The 17,377-nt window shown below is 54.2% G+C and carries 16 protein-coding genes; 14 read left to right on the top strand and 2 right to left on the bottom strand.

All coding sequences use genetic code 11. The features are described from left to right. Positions 1 to 19 precede the first annotated feature (19 nt). The 6 genes from MKX70_RS27680 to MKX70_RS27655 all read left to right on the top strand — a co-directional run bounded on the left by MKX70_RS27680 (position 20) and on the right by MKX70_RS27655 (position 5,365). Entirely contained in the window at positions 20 to 1,372 is a 1,353-nt protein-coding gene (locus MKX70_RS27680; protein WP_340841286.1) for an FAD-dependent oxidoreductase, read from the top strand. A gap of 23 nt (positions 1,373 to 1,395) precedes the next feature. Further along, a complete protein-coding gene (locus MKX70_RS27675; RefSeq protein WP_340841284.1) occupies positions 1,396 to 3,516 on the top strand; it encodes a family 16 glycoside hydrolase in 2,121 nt (706 codons plus the stop codon). Between the two features lie 168 nt (positions 3,517 to 3,684). Further along, the gene (locus tag MKX70_RS27670; RefSeq protein ID WP_042234992.1) at positions 3,685 to 3,936 is read left to right on the top strand and encodes a hypothetical protein; all 252 of its coding nucleotides are present in this window, start codon (positions 3,685 to 3,687) and stop codon (positions 3,934 to 3,936) included. Between the two features lie 126 nt (positions 3,937 to 4,062). Beyond that, positions 4,063 to 4,365: a HesB/IscA family protein gene (locus tag MKX70_RS27665; protein WP_039308768.1), complete on the top strand. Its 303-nt coding sequence runs from the start codon at positions 4,063 to 4,065 to the stop codon at positions 4,363 to 4,365. 42 nt (positions 4,366 to 4,407) lie between these two features. Next, positions 4,408 to 4,647, top strand: coding sequence for a DUF1450 domain-containing protein (locus MKX70_RS27660; RefSeq protein WP_042234994.1), 240 nt, complete (start codon positions 4,408 to 4,410; stop codon positions 4,645 to 4,647). A gap of 358 nt (positions 4,648 to 5,005) precedes the next feature. Further along, a complete protein-coding gene (locus tag MKX70_RS27655; RefSeq protein WP_340841283.1) occupies positions 5,006 to 5,365 on the top strand; it encodes a hypothetical protein in 360 nt (119 codons plus the stop codon). 1,126 nt (positions 5,366 to 6,491) lie between these two features. Here the strand turns inward: MKX70_RS27655 and MKX70_RS27650 are convergent. Then, positions 6,492 to 7,625: a THUMP domain-containing class I SAM-dependent RNA methyltransferase gene (locus tag MKX70_RS27650; RefSeq protein WP_340841282.1), complete on the bottom strand. Its 1,134-nt coding sequence runs from the start codon at positions 7,623 to 7,625 to the stop codon at positions 6,492 to 6,494. A gap of 176 nt (positions 7,626 to 7,801) precedes the next feature. Between MKX70_RS27650 and MKX70_RS27645 the strand changes: the two genes are divergently transcribed. After that, positions 7,802 to 8,431: an O-methyltransferase gene (locus tag MKX70_RS27645; protein WP_042234997.1), complete on the top strand. Its 630-nt coding sequence runs from the start codon at positions 7,802 to 7,804 to the stop codon at positions 8,429 to 8,431. A gap of 36 nt (positions 8,432 to 8,467) precedes the next feature. Here the strand turns inward: MKX70_RS27645 and MKX70_RS27640 are convergent, their stop codons facing one another. Further along, a complete protein-coding gene (locus tag MKX70_RS27640) occupies positions 8,468 to 9,688 on the bottom strand; it encodes an MFS transporter (protein ID WP_042135690.1) in 1,221 nt (406 codons plus the stop codon). A gap of 227 nt (positions 9,689 to 9,915) precedes the next feature. On the opposite strand from MKX70_RS27640, the gene hemE reads away from it, so the two are divergent. The 7 genes from hemE (at position 9,916) to MKX70_RS27605 (ending at position 17,342) form a co-directional block, all read left to right on the top strand. Continuing rightward, entirely contained in the window at positions 9,916 to 10,977 is a 1,062-nt protein-coding gene (hemE, locus tag MKX70_RS27635; protein WP_340841281.1) for a uroporphyrinogen decarboxylase, read from the top strand. Positions 10,978 to 11,058: 81 nt separating this feature from the next. Continuing rightward, positions 11,059 to 12,003: a ferrochelatase gene (hemH, locus tag MKX70_RS27630; protein ID WP_340841279.1), complete on the top strand. Its 945-nt coding sequence runs from the start codon at positions 11,059 to 11,061 to the stop codon at positions 12,001 to 12,003. After that, entirely contained in the window at positions 12,000 to 13,472 is a 1,473-nt protein-coding gene (gene hemG / locus MKX70_RS27625; RefSeq protein WP_340841278.1) for a protoporphyrinogen oxidase, read from the top strand. The genes hemH and hemG overlap by 4 nt, the downstream gene beginning before the upstream one ends. A gap of 188 nt (positions 13,473 to 13,660) precedes the next feature. Further along, entirely contained in the window at positions 13,661 to 15,046 is a 1,386-nt protein-coding gene (locus MKX70_RS27620) for a CapA family protein (RefSeq protein WP_340841277.1), read from the top strand. 30 nt (positions 15,047 to 15,076) lie between these two features. Next, positions 15,077 to 15,808, top strand: a complete 732-nt coding sequence (locus MKX70_RS27615) for a glycerophosphodiester phosphodiesterase (RefSeq protein ID WP_340841701.1) — start codon at positions 15,077 to 15,079, stop codon at positions 15,806 to 15,808. Between the two features lie 75 nt (positions 15,809 to 15,883). Continuing rightward, positions 15,884 to 16,507: a fumarylacetoacetate hydrolase family protein gene (locus tag MKX70_RS27610; protein ID WP_340841276.1), complete on the top strand. Its 624-nt coding sequence runs from the start codon at positions 15,884 to 15,886 to the stop codon at positions 16,505 to 16,507. Between the two features lie 25 nt (positions 16,508 to 16,532). Further along, complete coding sequence (locus MKX70_RS27605) at positions 16,533 to 17,342, top strand: DUF92 domain-containing protein (protein ID WP_042242162.1); 810 nt, start codon at positions 16,533 to 16,535, stop codon at positions 17,340 to 17,342. Positions 17,343 to 17,377: the final 35 nt, after the last annotated feature.

Genomic DNA, 17,377 nt, shown 5'->3' with positions numbered 1-17,377 from the left:
GTATTAAGGAGGAATTGTAATGAGTGAAACTACGTTTAGATTACCTGCGGAAGTAATCACCGTTTCGCAAGAAGTGGATGTGCTGGTTGCAGGCGGCGGGCCTGCGGGCGTGGCGGCTGCGATTTCCGCCGCCAGAAGCGGAGCACGGACGCTGCTGATTGAGCAGCGCGGTTTCCTGGGCGGCATGGGCACCGTTGCCCTGGTGCCGGCCTTCTGTCCTTACAGTGACGGGGAGAAGGCTGTTGTCCGCGGCATCGGTCTTGAGCTGCTGGAACAGATGAAAGCGGAATGTGAGCCTGAATTCCGCGAACGTTTCGGCGCCGAGCTGGACTGGGTGCCTATCGATCCGGAGGTGCTTAAGCGCGTATACGACGATGCTGTGGCAGAGAGCGGAGCCGGGGTGCTGCTGCATACCATTGCCAGTCAGACTGTGATGGACGAGACCGGACGCAAGGTCCAGGGTGTAGTTATCGTCAATAAATCCGGCCGGAGCCTCATCAAGGCGAAGACAGTGATCGATGCGACAGGCGATGCTGATCTGGCTGCCCTGGCAGGAGCGCCGTTCCATAAAGGCGGGGAAGCGGGTGAGCTTCAGGCGGCGACGATGTGTTATCTGCTGGCTAATGTGGACCGAAAGCGCTTCCTGAAATATTTGAATGAATGCGGCGATACCGATCAGATTCATCGGGCGGTGCAGCAGGCCCAAGCGGACGGGAAGCTGCCGCAGGGCCGGGATTCGGTCTCTGGCCTGTCCTGGGTTGCCGATTACCTGGTCGGCGTCAACTTCGGCCATGTCTTCGGCATCGACGGCTCCAGAGCGGAGGATTTGACCCGGGGGGCTGTGGAAGGCCGTAAGCTGGTCCTCCGCCAGCTGGAATTCTTCCGGGCATACGTGCCCGGCTTTGAACATGCCCACCTCGTGTCCACCGGTGAGCAGATCGGCATCCGCGAGACGCGGCGGATTGTGGGCGATTATGTTCTCACACAGGATGATTTCATGAATATGGTGTCCTTCCCGGATGATATTGCCCGCAATAGCTATTTCATCGATATCCATATGGCGCGCAGCAGCGGAGCCATGCATATTCACCATCTGCCGCCCGGCGAATCCCACGGCGTTCCCTACCGATGCATGCTGCCGGTTGGTCTAGATAATGTGTGGGTGGCAGGACGCGCAGCCTCCTCGGACCGCGTAGTGCAAGGCTCGCTGCGTGTGATGCCCAACTGCTTCGCGATGGGGCAGGCGGCGGGAATGGCGGCAGCGATGGCTGCCGGAACGGACAGCCAGAGCCGGAAGGTAGATATCACCGCACTTCAGCGCGGGCTGGTTCAGCAGGGGGCCTGGCTTGGTGAAGCATTGGCTGCGTTATAACTAATTGCGGGAGAGTGATTAACATGTCAAGTAACCAAGTGAAACCTAGTTCAAGGCAAAGCAGGCCGGGCAGGCTCACCCTGCTGGGCATGATCGTATTTTTACTGTTCAGTCTCCTATCCGGCTTGTCAGGTCCAGTTGCAGCGGCCGCAGGGACGACGTATTACGTCGATTCTGCCCTGGGCAGCGACAATAGCTCCGGTACCAGTGAAACGGCAGCCTGGAAGACGCTGGGCAAAGTGAACAGCACTACCTTCAGCCCGGGTGACCGGATTCTTTTGAAGGCAGGCGGCGTGTGGACTGATCAGTATCTTGATCTGCAGGGCTCAGGCTCTGAGGGGAACCCGATCATAGTAGACCGCTACGGCAGCGGAGCCAAGCCGCTGATACATTTCGGCAACACCGCCGTGGGCGGTGAAGGCTTCGGGGTCAGATTACGCAATGTCTCCTACTGGGAGATCAATAATCTGGAGATTACAAGCGGACAGCAGCCCACGGATATGCGGAGAAACGGTGTGCTGGTTGTGGGCGAAGGAGCAGGGGCGGGGAACTTCCGGCATATTTATATCCGCAATCTCGACATCCACGATATCTTTGGTACGGACCGCAGAACGGGCGGAATTAATGTACATGCCCGGGGAACCAATACCGCAACCGAGAGCACCTGGGATGATATTCTGATCGAGAATAACACAGTTATCAACGTGGCGGATACAGGGATACAGACGATGACGGATGCTTTTTTCAATAATGCATGGACTCATAAGTTCGATGCCTTCCGGGGTGTGGTGATCCGGGGCAATGTGGTGGAGAAGATCCACCGGGACGGCATCCTGGTCAGAGCCAGCGCCTCGCCGCTGATCGAATACAACAACACGAAATCCATTGGAGAAGCCTGCGAGGTCAATACATCCATTGTCAATTACCTTGAGGATATCACTGTCGTTGCGGCACAGTGGGCTTATTATACCAAAGGTGCTATTTTCCAGTACAACGAGGCCTCCGATACCCGGATGCTGGGCGGAGACGGCCAGCCGTGGGACTTCGACATTGAGGTGCACGATAGTATCTACCAGTATAACTATAGCTATAACAACGAGGGCGGCACACTGCTGGTCATGAACAACACTAATAATAATATCTTCCGCTACAATATCAGCCAGAATGATAAGGATGCGAACGGGGTGTTCCATCTGGTGAACGGCGGCGGCAATCTGTACGTCTACAACAATATCATCTACCGTTCGGGAACGCAGAACAAGGCGCTGACCCATGCGAGCAATACAGGAATGGCCTATTACACGAATAATATCTTTTATAATGCTGCCAGCGGTCAATACACGAACAGTCCAAGAATGACGTATGATCACAACAGCTTCTACGGGCTGAATTCGGGTGTTCCCAGCGATCCTAACAAAATCACCGGCAATCCCGGCTTCGTCAGTCCAGGCACGGCCACAGGACTCGCTTCGGCAGCCGGTTATAAGCTGGCGCAGACCTCTCCGCTGATCAATGCCGGGGCGGTGGTTGCAGGCAACGGGGGTCTCGATTACTTCGGAAACACATTGTATAACGGCGTGCCGGATATCGGTGTATTCGAGTTCAGGGGTACAATCACACCGCCGGTTACCCTGCTTCAGGATGATTTCGAGGATAACAATTACAGCGGCTGGACGACTTCAGGCGGGGCATGGAGCGTAGCGGATGACGGTACGAAAGCTTTGACGCAGACATCGTCATCAGGGGAAGCGCTAGCCTATACAGGCGATGCCTCCTGGAGGAACTACACGTACTCGGCCAAAATTAAGCTGCTGAATGCCTTCGGCAACGCTGGATTGCTGTTCCGGTATGCGGATGCGTCGAATTATTACATGTTCAGACTGAATGATTCAGGCGACAAAGCGGAGTTGTTCAAAAAAACAGCCGGAACACTCACGATGGTAAGCAGTGCCGATGTTGCTGTTACGCCCGGACAGTGGACGGAGCTGAAGGTGACGGTCAGCGGCATTACGGTTACGGCTTTTGCCGGCGGTACCCAGCTGATCCAGTGGACCGATACGGCGGCGCAGCCGGCCGGAGGGAAAATTGGGATTCGGATGCATTCCAGCACTGCCCGGATCGACGATGTTAAGGTTACGGAATAAAGGTTAGCGGGATTGATGATCCGGTCAAATTTTAGTTAAAAATGAAACGATTTCTGCAAATTTGCGTAAGATAACAGCAAAGGGTATGGCCGCAATCCTTTCAACAGGTGCTTGGCGGCTGTGCCCTTTTCTAATGACATAAGCAAATGAAGCAGGGAGGACTACTCAATGAAATTCAGAAAACTGTTGTCGCTCAAACAATGGTCTCATATATTCCGCAGCTCCTGGCAATATATCATTTCACCGGACGTCGCGATGGGAGACAAGCTACTGTTCACCATTCCTGCGCTGCTGTACTGGGTGCTGCCTGATTTCATGCCGTTTATACCCATTGATGACATCGGGGTGACGATGCTGCTGATGGGCTGGTTCGTCTCGCGGATGGACCGCAAATACCCGGCGCTGAAGAGCCTAAGATGACGGTTTTACGACACTTTTAAATGCTCTATCTGATGTATTTCAGCAATATGGTTGCTTTTACATCCTATATTCCTTAAAATGAATTATTGAGTATTTAAACTATAGATGCCCGGGAGATGGAATCGAATGAACGTCAAAATTACCCGCAATGCGGCTAAAGTGATAAAGAAAACTATGGAGCTTGAAGGCAACAGTGAGCTTAAACTGCGCGTAGCGATTACGCATTCCCACGGTGACCATGCCCATTACGGCCTGGATCTGGACACGCCTAAGGAGAACGACGTAGTCATCTCCACTGACAAAGAAATCGATGTTATTCTTGATCCGAACCAGCCGCTGCTGGATGGTGTGAAGATTGATTATCTCTACTTCCCTGAGGAAGGCTTCGTTATTACTAATCCGTCTAAAGGAAATCATGGCGATCACTAATTGATCCGCCCGTATTTTACGGACATAAAGAAGGGTTGCTTCATGGCTAACGATATAAGAATATGTGACGAGTGCAATCATATCAAAATGAAAAGCATCGTGCCCAAGCTGCTGAAGATGGCGCCTGACGCCGAGATCAAAACAGGCTGTATCTCCTACTGCGGACCTTGCGGCAAACGCCCGTTTGTCTATATCAACGGCCGTTACATCAGCGCTCCGACAGAAGATGAGGTGCTGGCCAAAGCGGAAGCTTTCGTCAAGCAGCCGGCAGTGAAGAAATAGATCAGCTCTGGTAGTGATAGAACACAAGAACAGCCTCTGCATAAGTTTGCGGGGGTTGTTTTGTTGTGCGAACTGTATGCGGACAAACGAATACATTGGTCTGCTGCGGATAATTTTTATATTGACATTTTTGTATTGTGTTTCCAGACCAAAGGGACACACTATTTATATTTACACAAAACCCCGTCTCTCTTCCATTCGGAAGGAGGCGGGGTTTTGTGTAAATATAAGAATTTATATGCTGCGCATGACAACTTATCCTTCTATTTCTCGCTGAAACGCACCGTCGTTTCAAGGACGGCGTAGCCGTTTCTACTTGATTTAAATTCAAATTTTATTGCAGAATGAGGGGATGAATATGAGCTTTACGACGGAAGATGATCAATGGTTGAGCGATCATCTTAAACGAAGAAAGGGGGAGCGGATTGATGCGCTAAAGCGGGGGCATGGCTATGGTAACCGCTTGTTTGTCGAGCAGGTTTGGTGGACGCTAGCCGGACATTTTCAGGGACTGCATCCGGAATATGAAGTTAAAGCCTGGCGCGGCAGATCCTACTTTGTCGATAAACTGTGGGAGATCGGATCTTCGCGTATTGCTTTTGAGATTATGGATTTTGGCTCACATGGCACGGATCGGAGTAAATATCAGGATGTACCTGAACCGGGGGCTTTTCCTGCAGTCACAGGAATGTATGGTACTATATATATCGCTGGATGAGATGAAAGAAAATCCGTCTTTCATCCTTTCCGCGCTGCGGAACCTTCTGTTTCCTTATTTGTCGGCAGGAACTACAAATAAGGAAACAGAGAAATCCTATTCTAAAATTGAACGAGATTTGATGCGGTCAGCCATCCGTCACCATCGTGTTCTTCGTCCGGGTGATGCAGCGAGAGAGCTTAAAATACATACCACTACAGTCATTAAATACAGCCGCATGCTTGGTGGAAAAGGGGAAATTTCGCCCTGTAGCAAGCGGAGGATCTCAGCGAATTATGTACTATGAGTATATAGGGTCGCTCCAAAGTCCAGATCTGGTATAAAGACTAATACGACCCGCGAATGTATGCGAAAAACCGACCACATTCGGAGCAATTGTGTTCGGTTTTTCGATTACATTTGGCTTACGTGGCTTACCCAGTCCAATTGTGTTCGGTTTTTCGATTACATTCGGCTTAAGCGGCGTACCCAGTCCAATTGTGTTCGGTTTTTCGATTACATTCAGCTTAAGCGGCGTACCCAGTCCAATTGTGTTCGGTTTTTCGATTACATTTGGCCTACGCTGTGCACCCAGTCCAATTGTGTTCGGTTTTTCGATTACATTTGGCCTACGCGGTGCACCCTTTCCAATTGTGTTCGGTTTTTCGATTACATTTGGCTTACGTGGCTTACCCAGTCCAATTGTGTTCGGTTTTCCGTTAAAATATGTTAAATAAATGAAAAGACGATGTTCTGTTTTTTAGCCACGCTGCTCATTTTCATGCTGGAGTTGTGCCTTGGAAGACATGTTTGTTTTCGCATACATCTGGCCCGGTTACCTTCGCGACAGCCCAATGTGTTCGGTTTTCCGCATACATTGGGCCCGCTTTCCTTCGCGGTAGCCTAATGTGTTCGGTTTTTCGCATACATTGGGCCCGGTTACCTTCGTGGTAGCCCAATGTATTCGGTTTTTCGCATACATCTGGCCGGGTTACCTTCGCGGTAGCCCAATGCAGTATTTGGGGGCCGGGCCGGTTTCTTTGCTTCAGCGGTTGGTTTTAGCACAAACAAGCCTTAAGTCCGCAGCGCAGACCGGCTGCACGGAACTTAAGGCTTGTTATCTGATCGTTGTTAACCGCCACTCCTGCTAATTACGCGGAGGCAGCGGACCGAGGTATTGATAGTATTGGCATTCAATCCGGCCGTTGTAGAGCTTGCGGCGCTTGTCCGCTTTACGTCCGTAGTATTGCTCGAATTCCTTGTACGGGCTGATGGCGAAGAAGGACCAGGTCGGCAGGTAGAGCATCATCTCGCCGAATTGGCGGGTCAGCTTCTCCACTTCCTTATCATTACTGATCCGCTCCCCGTATGGAGGATTCGTGATAATACAGCCATATTCGCCTTCCGGGCGGGCCTTGGCGGCAGCGATATGCTTGAAGGTGATCTCACCGGAGAGCCCGGCGCTCTTGGCGGCGGCTTCGGCAATCTCAATCGCTTCCGGATCAATGTCGGTGCCGGTCAGCTGCAGCGGGTAGTCGTCACGAACAGCGTCGAAGGCTTCCTCGCGGGCTTCTTCCCACAGCCGCCGGGGAATCTCCGGCCAGTGCTCGGACGGGAAGGAGCGGCGCAGACCCGGCGCGATATTCCAGGCGATCATCGCGGCCTCGATCAGAATCGTGCCGGAACCACAGCATGGATCGTACAGCGGCCGGTGGCCGTTCCAGCGGCTGAGCTGGATCAGGGCCGCAGCCATGGTCTCCTTCAGCGGTGCTTCGGTGGCCTGGCGGCGGTAGCCGCGTTTGTGCAGCGCCGGTCCGGTGGTGTCCAGGGTGATCAGCGCGATGTCATTCAGCAGAATGACTTCAACCACATATCGCGGCCCGTTCTCAGGGAACCACTCGGTACGGTACGACAGCTTCAGCTTCTCGACAATCGCCTTCTTGACGATCCCCTGGCAGGCAGGAACACTCGTCAGCTGGGATTTATGGGAGCGGCCTTCTACCGGGAATTCGCCGTTCTCGGGAATCCAGTCCTCCCAATTAATCGCTTTGACGCCTTCGAACAGCTCATCGAAGGTTTTGGCCGGGAACTGGCCCATTTTGACCAATACACGGTCAGAGGTGCGCAGCCACAGATTGCAGCGGCAGATGTCGATATAATCTCCGCTGAATAATACCCTTCCGTTCTCGACCGTGGTCTCATAACCCAGTTCGTTCAATTCACGCGCTACTACAGCCTCCAGCCCCATGGGGGCGGTGGCGATCAATTGTAATTTGCCCAAATGCTCTCAACTCCGTTTAACTTGTGGATAAATACGCAAAGCCAGTACAATAAGAGAAGCTTGCTCTCCATGTGAATGTGAACCATTAGAGCGTTCAGATATCAGTATAGGGTAATGAAGGGTTCTACACAATGCCCGTCCGTGCTACACAAAATGAAATTTAAAGGAGAATACATATGCAGAATCAGGAAGAATACAGCGAACAGCTATATACAGAGGATGATTTACTATTAAAAGTCAAACAGGCCATCGCAGCAAACGGAATGCCGGAGGTGTCCATCGCTCCAGGCTACGGCAGACTGCTGACGATGCTGGTTACCCTTTCCCGTGCCAGCCGGATACTTGAGATCGGTGCGCTGGGAGGCTACAGCGGAATCTGCCTGTGCCGCGGTTTCACGCAGCGCGGCAGCCTGACATCCCTGGAGCTTAAGGCTGACTATGCCAAGCTTGCCCATAGCCATCTGGAGCAGGCGGGCTTCGGGGACGCGGTAGAATACCAAATCGGCCCGGCGCTGGACAGCCTGATGCTGCTCGAAGCGCAGGGCCAAAAGTATGATTTCTTCTTCATCGACGCCGACAAGGAGAACTATCCGAATTATCTGGAATATGCGATCCGGCTTGCTTCACCGGGTGCGATCATTGCCGGGGACAACATCTTCCTGCGCGGCCGTACGCTCAATGCCGAGAAGAACGGACCGGCGGTTCAGGCGATGCGGCGCTTCAATGAGATGATTGCAGCCGATCCCCGCCTGAGCAGCACACTGCTGCCCGCCTATGACGGACTGGCCCTGGCGATGGTTAAGTAGCTAGTCCTCTCCAATCGGGGCTTGCCTTGTCTTAAGCTAACGGAACAACCGGGGTTCAGTCTTCTTGTACAGCTTGAGCCTTACCCAGACCGTATTAATCAGCAGGAACGCGCCGGAGATGATGAACAGCCCTTCGATCCCGATATATCCGGACAGGAAGCCGCCGATGACCGCGCCCAGCATATTGCCGAGTGCCAGTGTGCTGCTGTTGAAGCCGAAGGCCCGGCTCTCCTTGCCGTCAGGCGTGTAGGAACGGATCAGGGCGTTGACGCTGGGCAGCAGCCCGCCCATGAAGACGCCCATCAGGAAGCGGACGAGGATCAGCTGCCAGACGCTGGTCACGAAGGCCTGCGGGATCAGGAACAGCGCCGCGCCAATCAGCGCATAGGTCAGTATCCGGTGGGCGCCGACCTTGTCGCTGAGCTTGCCGAGCAGCGGAGAGGCCAGCATGTTCGAGATGCCGGTGACGGCACTGACCATGCCGGCCCAGAAGGCGATATTCACAGCGGAGCCGTGCAGCTTCTCCACATAGAGCGGCAGCAGCGACATCGGGCTGATCATGGCGAATTGCAGCAGGAACGTCACGCCAAACAATGCCGGCAGCTGCGGCACCTTAGCCAGCTCCTTGAAGCCTTCGAGTACAGACACCTGCGGCACCTGCGCGGCTTCCACCCGGTCGAATTTCTCCTTGACCAGGAATAACGCGAGCAGGGAGGCAACGAACAAGAGCGCACCCACGACATAAAAGATCGGACGGAACCCAATCCAGTCCGCCAGCAAGCCGCCGATCAGCGGACCGAGAATCGTACCGGCTACAGCGCCGGACTGCATCAGTCCCATGGCGAAGCCCATACGCGGTTTCGGGGTGGTTCCCGAGACCAGCGCGATGGAGGCGGGGTTGAAGCCGGAGATGGTGCCGTTCAGCAGGCGGAGCAGCAGGAGCTGCATCGGGGATTGCGCGAAGCCCATCAGCACGATGACAATCGCCATACCAAAGCTGGAGCGCAGCAGCATGATTTTGCGGCCGTATTTGTCGGCAAGCTTGCCCCACAGGGGCTGAAAGATAAACGAGGTCAAGAAGTTTGCGGCAAAAATAAGTCCGGCCCACATCCCGATCGCGTGATCTCCGGTCACACCCAGGTCTTTAGCGAGATAAAGGGACAGAAAAGGGGTAATCATAGTCATACCGGCATTCACCAGAAACTGGCCAAACCAAAGCACCATGAGGTTGACTTTCCAGGTCTCCCAATTCTTCAAAGTGCTTTCACTTCCTTTCAGGGGATTCAATGATAAATAGTTCACGAAAAATTGACATTATATCAGTATATCATAGTTTTTTAGCCGTGCAGTGCAACACTTGTCATAGTAATGTCATGGGATTGTCATTCCCTTAAGGGTGAAGCGGTTGTTACCCGCTGGCAAAAAGGGCATAATAATGTTATGTGTTTTCACAGTAACCTATCAAATCTTATGGAGATCTTATCATGACCTACAACGACACTTTTATCCGCGCCTGCAGACAGCAGAGTACGGAGCACGTTCCCGTATGGTACATGCGGCAGGCCGGCCGTTATGATCCCGAGTACCGTAAAATCAAGGAGAAATACTCGCTGCTGGAGATCTGCAGACAGCCGGAGCTTGCAGCTGAAATAACCTTGATGCCTGTGCGTAAGCTGGGTGTGGATGCGGCCATCCTGTATTCAGACATTATGAATCCTGTAGCTTCCCTTGGCTTGAACTTCGACATCGTGAAGAATATCGGCCCGGTCATTGAGAATCCGATCCGCTCGGCGGCGGATGTCGACCGGCTGAAGCCGATTGATGTGGAAGGGGATCTGGGCCACATTCTGGAAACGATTTCCCTCCTCGACAAAGAGCTGGACGTGCCGCTGATCACTTTTGCAGGAGCGCCTTTCACCATTGCCAGCTATCTGATTGAAGGCAGACCCTCCAAGAGCTATCACCGCACCAAGGAAATGATGTTCAGCCAGCCCCGCGTGTGGGAGAAGCTGATGGAGAAGCTGGGCGATATGGTTATCACATATCTTCGCGCCCATGTCCGAAGCGGCGGTAAGGCGTTCCAGCTGTTCGACAGCTGGGTTGGAGCGCTGGCCCCGCGTGACTTTGAAACCTATGTGCTGCCGACAATCACCCGGATTTTTGCCGAGCTGTCTGATCTGGATGTTCCGAAGATTTACTTCCCGGGTGTCAGCTCAGGGGAGCTGCTCCCCAGCCTGGCCAGGCTCCAGGCCGATGTGATCGGACTGGACTGGCGCGTAAGCCTGACCGAAGGCAGACGCAGAACTGGCGGAGGATTCGCGATTCAAGGCAATCTGGATCCTTATCTGCTGACCGCACCAATGAACGTATTGAAAGAACGGGCGAAAGAACTGATCGATGAAGGCATCAGACAACCGGGTTATATTTTTAATCTGGGCCATGGATTATTTCCTGAAGCTTCGTTGGACACACTTAAGGAATTAACGGATTATGTACATGAGTATTCAGCAGCGGCCTTGAAACAGGCAGCCGGACCGCTGGCGTAATTAAAGCAAGGTACATGAGATAGCAGCAATTGCTGCTCTCTTTGTTTTTATGAACATATTTCGTTAAAGGGGATGGAAACCGTGACTACCAAAATTGGAGTACTCGTGATGTCGTACGGCACGCCTGAAAGTCTGGAGGATGTAGAAGCGTATTACACGCATATCCGCAGAGGCAATGCACCTTCCGCTGAACAGCTGAAAGAGCTGAAGGACCGCTACGAAGCCATTGTTGGAGGCGTGTTCCCACTCAGGGAGAATACAGACCGCCAGGTGGAGGCCCTGCAGGCCAAGCTGAACAGCGGGCAGATTCAGTATGTCTGCTACCAGGGGCTGAAGCATGCCAGACCTTTCATTGAAGATGGTGTGGAGGCGATGGTCCGGGATGGGATTACCCAGGCGATAGGCATTGTGCTGGCCCCTCATTACTCGGTGATGAGCGTTGGAACCTATATCAAGCGGGCCAAGGAAAAAGCGGATGCCTGCGGAATTGATATGGATTTTGTCGAGAGTTACCATATGCATCCGGAGCTGATTGATGTGCTTAGCCGCCGGGTGACCGCGAAGCTGGATGAATTCGAGGAAACCGGAGCGGCGAGGGATGAAGTGCGTGTACTGTTCAGTGCACACAGCCTGCCGGAACGTATTCTGGCTATGGGCGATCCGTACCGTGACCAGCTGCTGGAAACCTCCAAAGCCATAGCCGACCAGGCAGGTGTGGAGTCCTGGCAGTTCACCTGGCAGAGCGCGGGCAGAACTGCAGAGCCGTGGCTGGGTCCGGATATTCTGGATACGATGCGTGAACTGGCCGAAGCTCAGGTGAAATATGTGCTGTCCGCTCCCATTGGCTTCGTATCTGATCACTTAGAGGTCCTGTACGATCTGGATATTGAGGCGCAGGCCTTGGCTTCAGAGCTGGATATGCGGCTGCTGCGGATTGATTCCTTGAATAGCGATCCGGCATATATGTCAGTGCTGAGCGATGTGGTGCGTATGAAGGCCGGGCAGTTACAGGTGAAGCAATCATGAGCGGTTCACCGCGCAAGGTAGTAATTATCGGCGGAGGCCTCAGCGGCCTCAGTGCCGCTTACTACGTCCGCAAGTTTTACCGGGAAGCCGGGATTCAGCCGGAAATTATATTGGTTGAGAAGGATAAATGCCTTGGCGGCAAAATCGAGACCCTGCACCGTGACGGCTTTGTCATTGAGAAAGGTCCGGACTCCTTCCTGGCCCGCAAAACAGCTATGGTTGATCTGGCCAGAGAGCTGGAGCTGGATCACGAGCTGGTGACTACGAATCCGAATGCCAAGAAGACTTACATACTGCAGCGCGGCAAGCTCCACCCGATGCCCGCCGGGCTTGTTCTGGGGATTCCTACGGAGCTGAAGCCGTTTCTGAAGAGCGGCCTCGTCTCCTTCAGCGGTAAAATGCGGGCGATGATGGATTTCATTCTTCCGCCGCGCCGCAGCTCCGAGGATGAATCGCTCGGTGACCTGATCGAGCGGCGTCTGGGTACAGAGGTGCTGGAGAATATGACCGAGCCCCTGCTCGCCGGTATTTATGCCGGTGATATGCGCAAGATCAGCCTCCAGGCTACTTTTCCGCAGTTCGGCGAGGTCGAGCGCCAGTACGGCAGTCTGATCCGCGGGATGACGACCGGCAGGAAGCCGGCGGAGACCCATACCGGAACCAAGAAAAGCGCGTTCCTGACTTTCCGTCAGGGGCTGCAGAGCCTGGTGCATGCCCTGATCCATGATCTGCAGGATGCCCAGCAGCGGACCGGAACGGGAGCGGTGTCCATCAAAGTACGGAGCGGGGCGGGGGTGTCCGCAGAGGCCTCTACTGCACCGCGCTATGAGGTGGAGCTGGACAACGGTGAACTGCTGCAAGCTGATGATGTCTATGTAACCGTGCAGAATTTCGCTGCCGCAGAGCTGCTGCGTCCGCATGTGGATGTATCCGCGCTGGATGCTGTCAATTATGTATCAGTGGCTAATGTGGTCATGGCGTTTACCAAGAAGGATATCGTTACCGAATATGACGGATCCGGATTCCTGGTCCCCCGCAAAGAGGGGCGGAACATCACGGCCTGTACCTGGACTTCTACGAAATGGCTGCATACCAGCCCGGATGATAAGGTACTGCTGCGCTGTTACGTCGGACGGTCTGGGGATGAACAGAATGTAGACCTGCCGGATGAGGCGCTGGCTGAACTGGTACGCAAAGACCTGAAGGAAATTATGGGGATCACTGCAGCGCCGCTGTTCACTGAGATTACCCGGCTCAGGCATTCCATGCCGCAATATCCGGTAGGCCATCCCGGCCGGATCGCCGGCCTGCGAAGTGAGCTGGAGGAGAAGCTGCCGGGTGTGTATGCTTTTGGCGCGGGCTATGACGGCATCGGCATGCCGGACTGCATTAAGCAGGCGAAGCTTACGGCTGAGACTGCTGCAGCCCATTTAGAGAAGCTGCCGGAACCGGCGGCTGTAACGGTATAACGGAAGCGGTGGAGCGGAGCAGTGGCGCTTCACCGTTTTTTATAGGGAAATGTATAAAGTGCCGGAATAATCATTGAAGCCAAGGCCACGCTCGGCGGGGCGGGAAGACTATGGGTTACTTTGGAGTGACACGGAAGAGATATGCTATAATAGAAACACTTTAAGGGTAAAGGAGATTACCAGTACTCATGTATCCGCCGAGGTCACGCAGTAGACAGAGCAAGAAACATAGCAGCAAAAAGAGGCGCAGAACGGTCTGGGCATGGTTTAATGTAGTGTTGCTTCTGATGATAACCGGCCTGCTGGCCTATTCTTTCATGGAGAACAAAGATAAGGAGAGTTCAGCTCCTCCGGTCGTGGTGGCCGATCCTTCGCCTTCGCCTTCGCCTGAAGCTTCTGCAACAGCGGCAGCTCCTGCGGAGGTGGCACCTACAGCAGAGGCTACAGCCAGTCCGGAGCCAACACCTGAAGCAACACCGGAGGCCACTGCGCTGCCTAGGGAGACTGCGGAAGCCGTGTTTACGCCTGCTCCTACAGTTAAGGAAGCGGCAACGGCTGAACCCCAAACGGCAACGGGAAATGCTGGAGGCCAGATATCAGGCTTGCCGGAGAACGCTTCAGGCGGGACGGTGAAGCTGAATTTTGGCGGAGATGTCATCTTTGCCGGTAAGGTAGCGGAACTGCTGCAGAAGAAGGGGTACGATTATTCTTACAGTGCACTTGACGGGATGTTCAAAAAGGATGATCTGACCGTGGTCAACCTGGAGACACCGATCACTACTGGCGGTGTAGGTGCCCCGAACAAGCAGTTTGTATTCAAGGGAGCTCCGGAAGCGCTGGATGCACTGAAATCAGCTGGCGTAGATGCAGTCAATCTGGCTAATAACCACACCCTGGATCAGGGGGAAGAGGGCTTGCTGGATACCCTGAAGCACCTGAGCAAGCGGGGCATTCCTTATGTCGGAGCAGGAAAGAACAGCAAGGAAGCTTACTCTGCGCAGTATTTTGAGCGGCAGGGTATCAAAATAGCCTTGCTCGGGTTCACACGGGTGATGCCGGTGATCGAATGGAAGGCCGAAGCAGGCAAGCCGGGTCTCGCCTCTGTCTATGACAGCGCAGAAGCACTCAAGGCCATTGCCGCTGCCAAAAAACAAGCCGATGTTGTCGTAGTTGTTGTCCATTGGGGCAAAGAGCGGATGGAGCAATATGACAAGACCCAACAGACGCTGGGGCATAGCTTTATCGATGCTGGAGCTGATCTGGTGATGGGCGGACATCCGCATGTGCTGCAGGGGATTGAGCCCTACAAAGGGAAATGGATTGCCTACAGCACAGGAAACTTTATCTTCACACGTTCCAGTCTTCCGGCAACCTGGGAGACGGCTGTATTCCAGGCGGAATGCAGCAAGGAGGGGCAGTGCTCCCTCAAGCTGAGTCCGATGGATGCTGAGCTGGGACAACCGGTGCCGATGAATGAGGCGGACGGACAGCTTTTGCTGCATAAGGTGGAATCCTTATCCTCCGGTCTGGTCAAGATCCGTAATGACGGTACCGTTGTGCAGCCGGCCCAATAAATCCTACTTCTGCTGGAGGTGCCAAAGATGATGAATAACATGTGTGTCGCCCACCGCGGATTTTCCGGCAAAGCTCCCGAGAATACGCTGGCGGCCGTACGGATGGCGATTGCCTTGCCCTTTGTGCAGTGGATGGAGATTGATGTGCAACTGACGAGGGACGGCGTGCCTGTGGTCATCCATGATTATTCGCTGGACCGCACGACCAATGGACACGGCAAGGTGAAGAACATGGACTATGAACATATACGTCGTCTGGATGCGGGGAGCTGGAAAGGGCGTGCTTTTCGCGGAGAGCGGGTCCCCTCCCTAGAAGAGGTGCTCAGCCTGGCGTCAGGCAGACTGCGGCTTAACATTGAGCTGAAGACCAGCGGGGAGATGTACCCTGGCCTTGAGAAAGCGGTCATCGACCTGGTGAATACCATGGGAATGCGTGAGGATGTGGTGCTGACCTCCTTCGACGCCGGTGCGCTGCAGCGGATTAAGGAGCTGGACCCGCGGTTCCGTACCGGTCTGATCTATGATTCCAGGTCAGGCGATCCGGCCAAAAAGCTGAACGAGCTGGGCTGCTCCTTCTTATCCATCAGCTCCGACCGGCTTAGCCCGGTTCTGGCGAAATCCCTGGCTGAACGGGGCGTGAAGATCATGGCCTGGACAGTGAATAAAGCTAAGGAGATGCGGCGCTTGTCCGCCATGCATTCGGATATCATGATCTGTACGAACCGCCCGGATATTTGGGGCGATATCTTTTTGCAGGCCTGACTTAAGATCCATTCTAATCCATCTATAAGATCCATTCGTTCTGATAATCTGAGAAGAAAGCGAGCTGAACCATCAATGAGTAGAGCGGTCAATAATGTATACTGTGTAGGACGCAATTATATATTACATGCGGAGGAACTCGGCAATCAGGTACCGGCCGAGCCGCTGATCTTCCTGAAGCCATCGCATGCGGCTGTTGCGCTTGATAAAGCGATCATCCATCTGCCCAAAGACGCGGGACTGATCCATTATGAAGGTGAGCTGGTGCTGCGTATTGCGCGTGATTACGTGCCGGGGATGAGTGTGGAGGAGCTGGTGGATGTGATGGCGCTGGGCCTCGACTTCACGCTCCGTGATGTGCATAATGATCTGCAGAAAAAAGGCCTGCCCTGGACACCCGCCAAGGGCTTCAAGAATGCGGCGCCGCTGACTCCCTACATTGCATTTCCTGAGCAGGAGGAGCTGGAAGCAACGGATTTCACCGTCCGCAAGAATGGAATTGAGGTACAGCGCGGGAACGTGCAGAACATGATTTTCTCGCTGCAAAAAATTGTTGAATTTATTGCCTCCCGCTACGGGCTCGGCAAGGATGATATCATCTTCACCGGAACGCCTGCTGGCGTGGGACCTGTAGTGCCCGGCGATTCTTTCGAGCTGTTCTGGGGCGATACGCTAATGGGCACCTGCCTGATCGGTTAGGGCGATGTTATCAGGACTTGAAGTGCTGCAGTGGCTGATCGGGGCCTGCGGTGCGCTGCTGGTCGCCGGGGCCGCATACTGGAAGCAGTCGTTGAGCCTCTCGGGCATGCTGGCGGCGATTGTGATGGGAACCATCTATTTTGGGGCAGGCAATGCCTTCTGGTTCGGCATTCTGCTGCTGTTCTTCATCTCCTCCAGCCTGCTCTCCAAGCTTCATCATGAGAATAAGGCCGAGCTTGAGGCTACCTATGATAAAACAGGGCGCAGGGATGCCGGCCAGGTCTTCGCGAACGGCGGACTTGGCATGCTGCTGGTGTTGCTTAACGCGATTTATCCGCTGGAAATCTGGGGTTTCCTGTTCATCGGGGTTATGGCTACCGTGACCTCGGATACATGGGCGACAGAGATTGGTACGCTGGCCAAGCGGCCGCCGCGGTCCGTGCTGACCGGGAAGGTGCTGCAGGCGGGTACCTCCGGCGGCGTATCGCTGCCGGGCACGCTGGCTGCCGCTGCCGGGGGTGCGCTGATTGGCGCGGCCTCCTGGCTGCTGCGGGCAGCCTCCGGCATGCCGCCGCATTCCCTGCTGACGCTGGTGCTCGCCGGATTGCTGGGCGGACTTGCCGGAGCTTTTGCTGACTCGGTGCTGGGGGCAACGGTGCAGCGGATGAACCGCTGCACGGTCTGCGGCCGCGAGGTGGAAGCCTCGCAGCACTGCGGTAAGCCCACCGTGTACGCCCGGGGCTGGCGCTGGATGGACAATGATACTGTAAATGCTGTAAGTTCAATCATCGGCGGCGTGGTGGCCCTGCTGGCCAGCTACATAGGAGCCGTATAGGAGATAGCCGGGCCTTAGTTACGTTATCCGGCATT

The organism is Paenibacillus sp. FSL R7-0312 (assembly GCF_038004445.1).
Classification (GTDB): Bacteria; Bacillota; Bacilli; order Paenibacillales; family Paenibacillaceae; genus Paenibacillus_AQ.
The sequence above is the reverse complement of the archived record's forward strand: the minus strand, read 5'-3'. Positions and strand labels throughout refer to the sequence as shown.

Excerpts from the sequence above, each read along its gene's own strand:
- MKX70_RS27680 (WP_340841286.1), top strand. The coding sequence starts at position 20 with ATGAGTGAAACTACGTTTAGATTACCTGCGGAAGTAATCACCGTTTCG.
- MKX70_RS27675 (WP_340841284.1), top strand. The coding sequence starts at position 1,396 with ATGTCAAGTAACCAAGTGAAACCTAGTTCAAGGCAAAGCAGGCCGGGC.
- MKX70_RS27670 (WP_042234992.1), top strand. The coding sequence starts at position 3,685 with ATGAAATTCAGAAAACTGTTGTCGCTCAAACAATGGTCTCATATATTC.
- MKX70_RS27665 (WP_039308768.1), top strand. The coding sequence starts at position 4,063 with ATGAACGTCAAAATTACCCGCAATGCGGCTAAAGTGATAAAGAAAACT.
- MKX70_RS27660 (WP_042234994.1), top strand. The coding sequence starts at position 4,408 with ATGGCTAACGATATAAGAATATGTGACGAGTGCAATCATATCAAAATG.
- MKX70_RS27655 (WP_340841283.1), top strand. The coding sequence starts at position 5,006 with ATGAGCTTTACGACGGAAGATGATCAATGGTTGAGCGATCATCTTAAA.
- MKX70_RS27645 (WP_042234997.1), top strand. The coding sequence starts at position 7,802 with ATGCAGAATCAGGAAGAATACAGCGAACAGCTATATACAGAGGATGAT.
- hemE (WP_340841281.1), top strand. The coding sequence starts at position 9,916 with ATGACCTACAACGACACTTTTATCCGCGCCTGCAGACAGCAGAGTACG.
- hemG (WP_340841278.1), top strand. The coding sequence starts at position 12,000 with ATGAGCGGTTCACCGCGCAAGGTAGTAATTATCGGCGGAGGCCTCAGC.
- MKX70_RS27620 (WP_340841277.1), top strand. The coding sequence starts at position 13,661 with ATGTATCCGCCGAGGTCACGCAGTAGACAGAGCAAGAAACATAGCAGC.
- MKX70_RS27615 (WP_340841701.1), top strand. The coding sequence starts at position 15,077 with ATGAATAACATGTGTGTCGCCCACCGCGGATTTTCCGGCAAAGCTCCC.
- MKX70_RS27610 (WP_340841276.1), top strand. The coding sequence starts at position 15,884 with ATGAGTAGAGCGGTCAATAATGTATACTGTGTAGGACGCAATTATATA.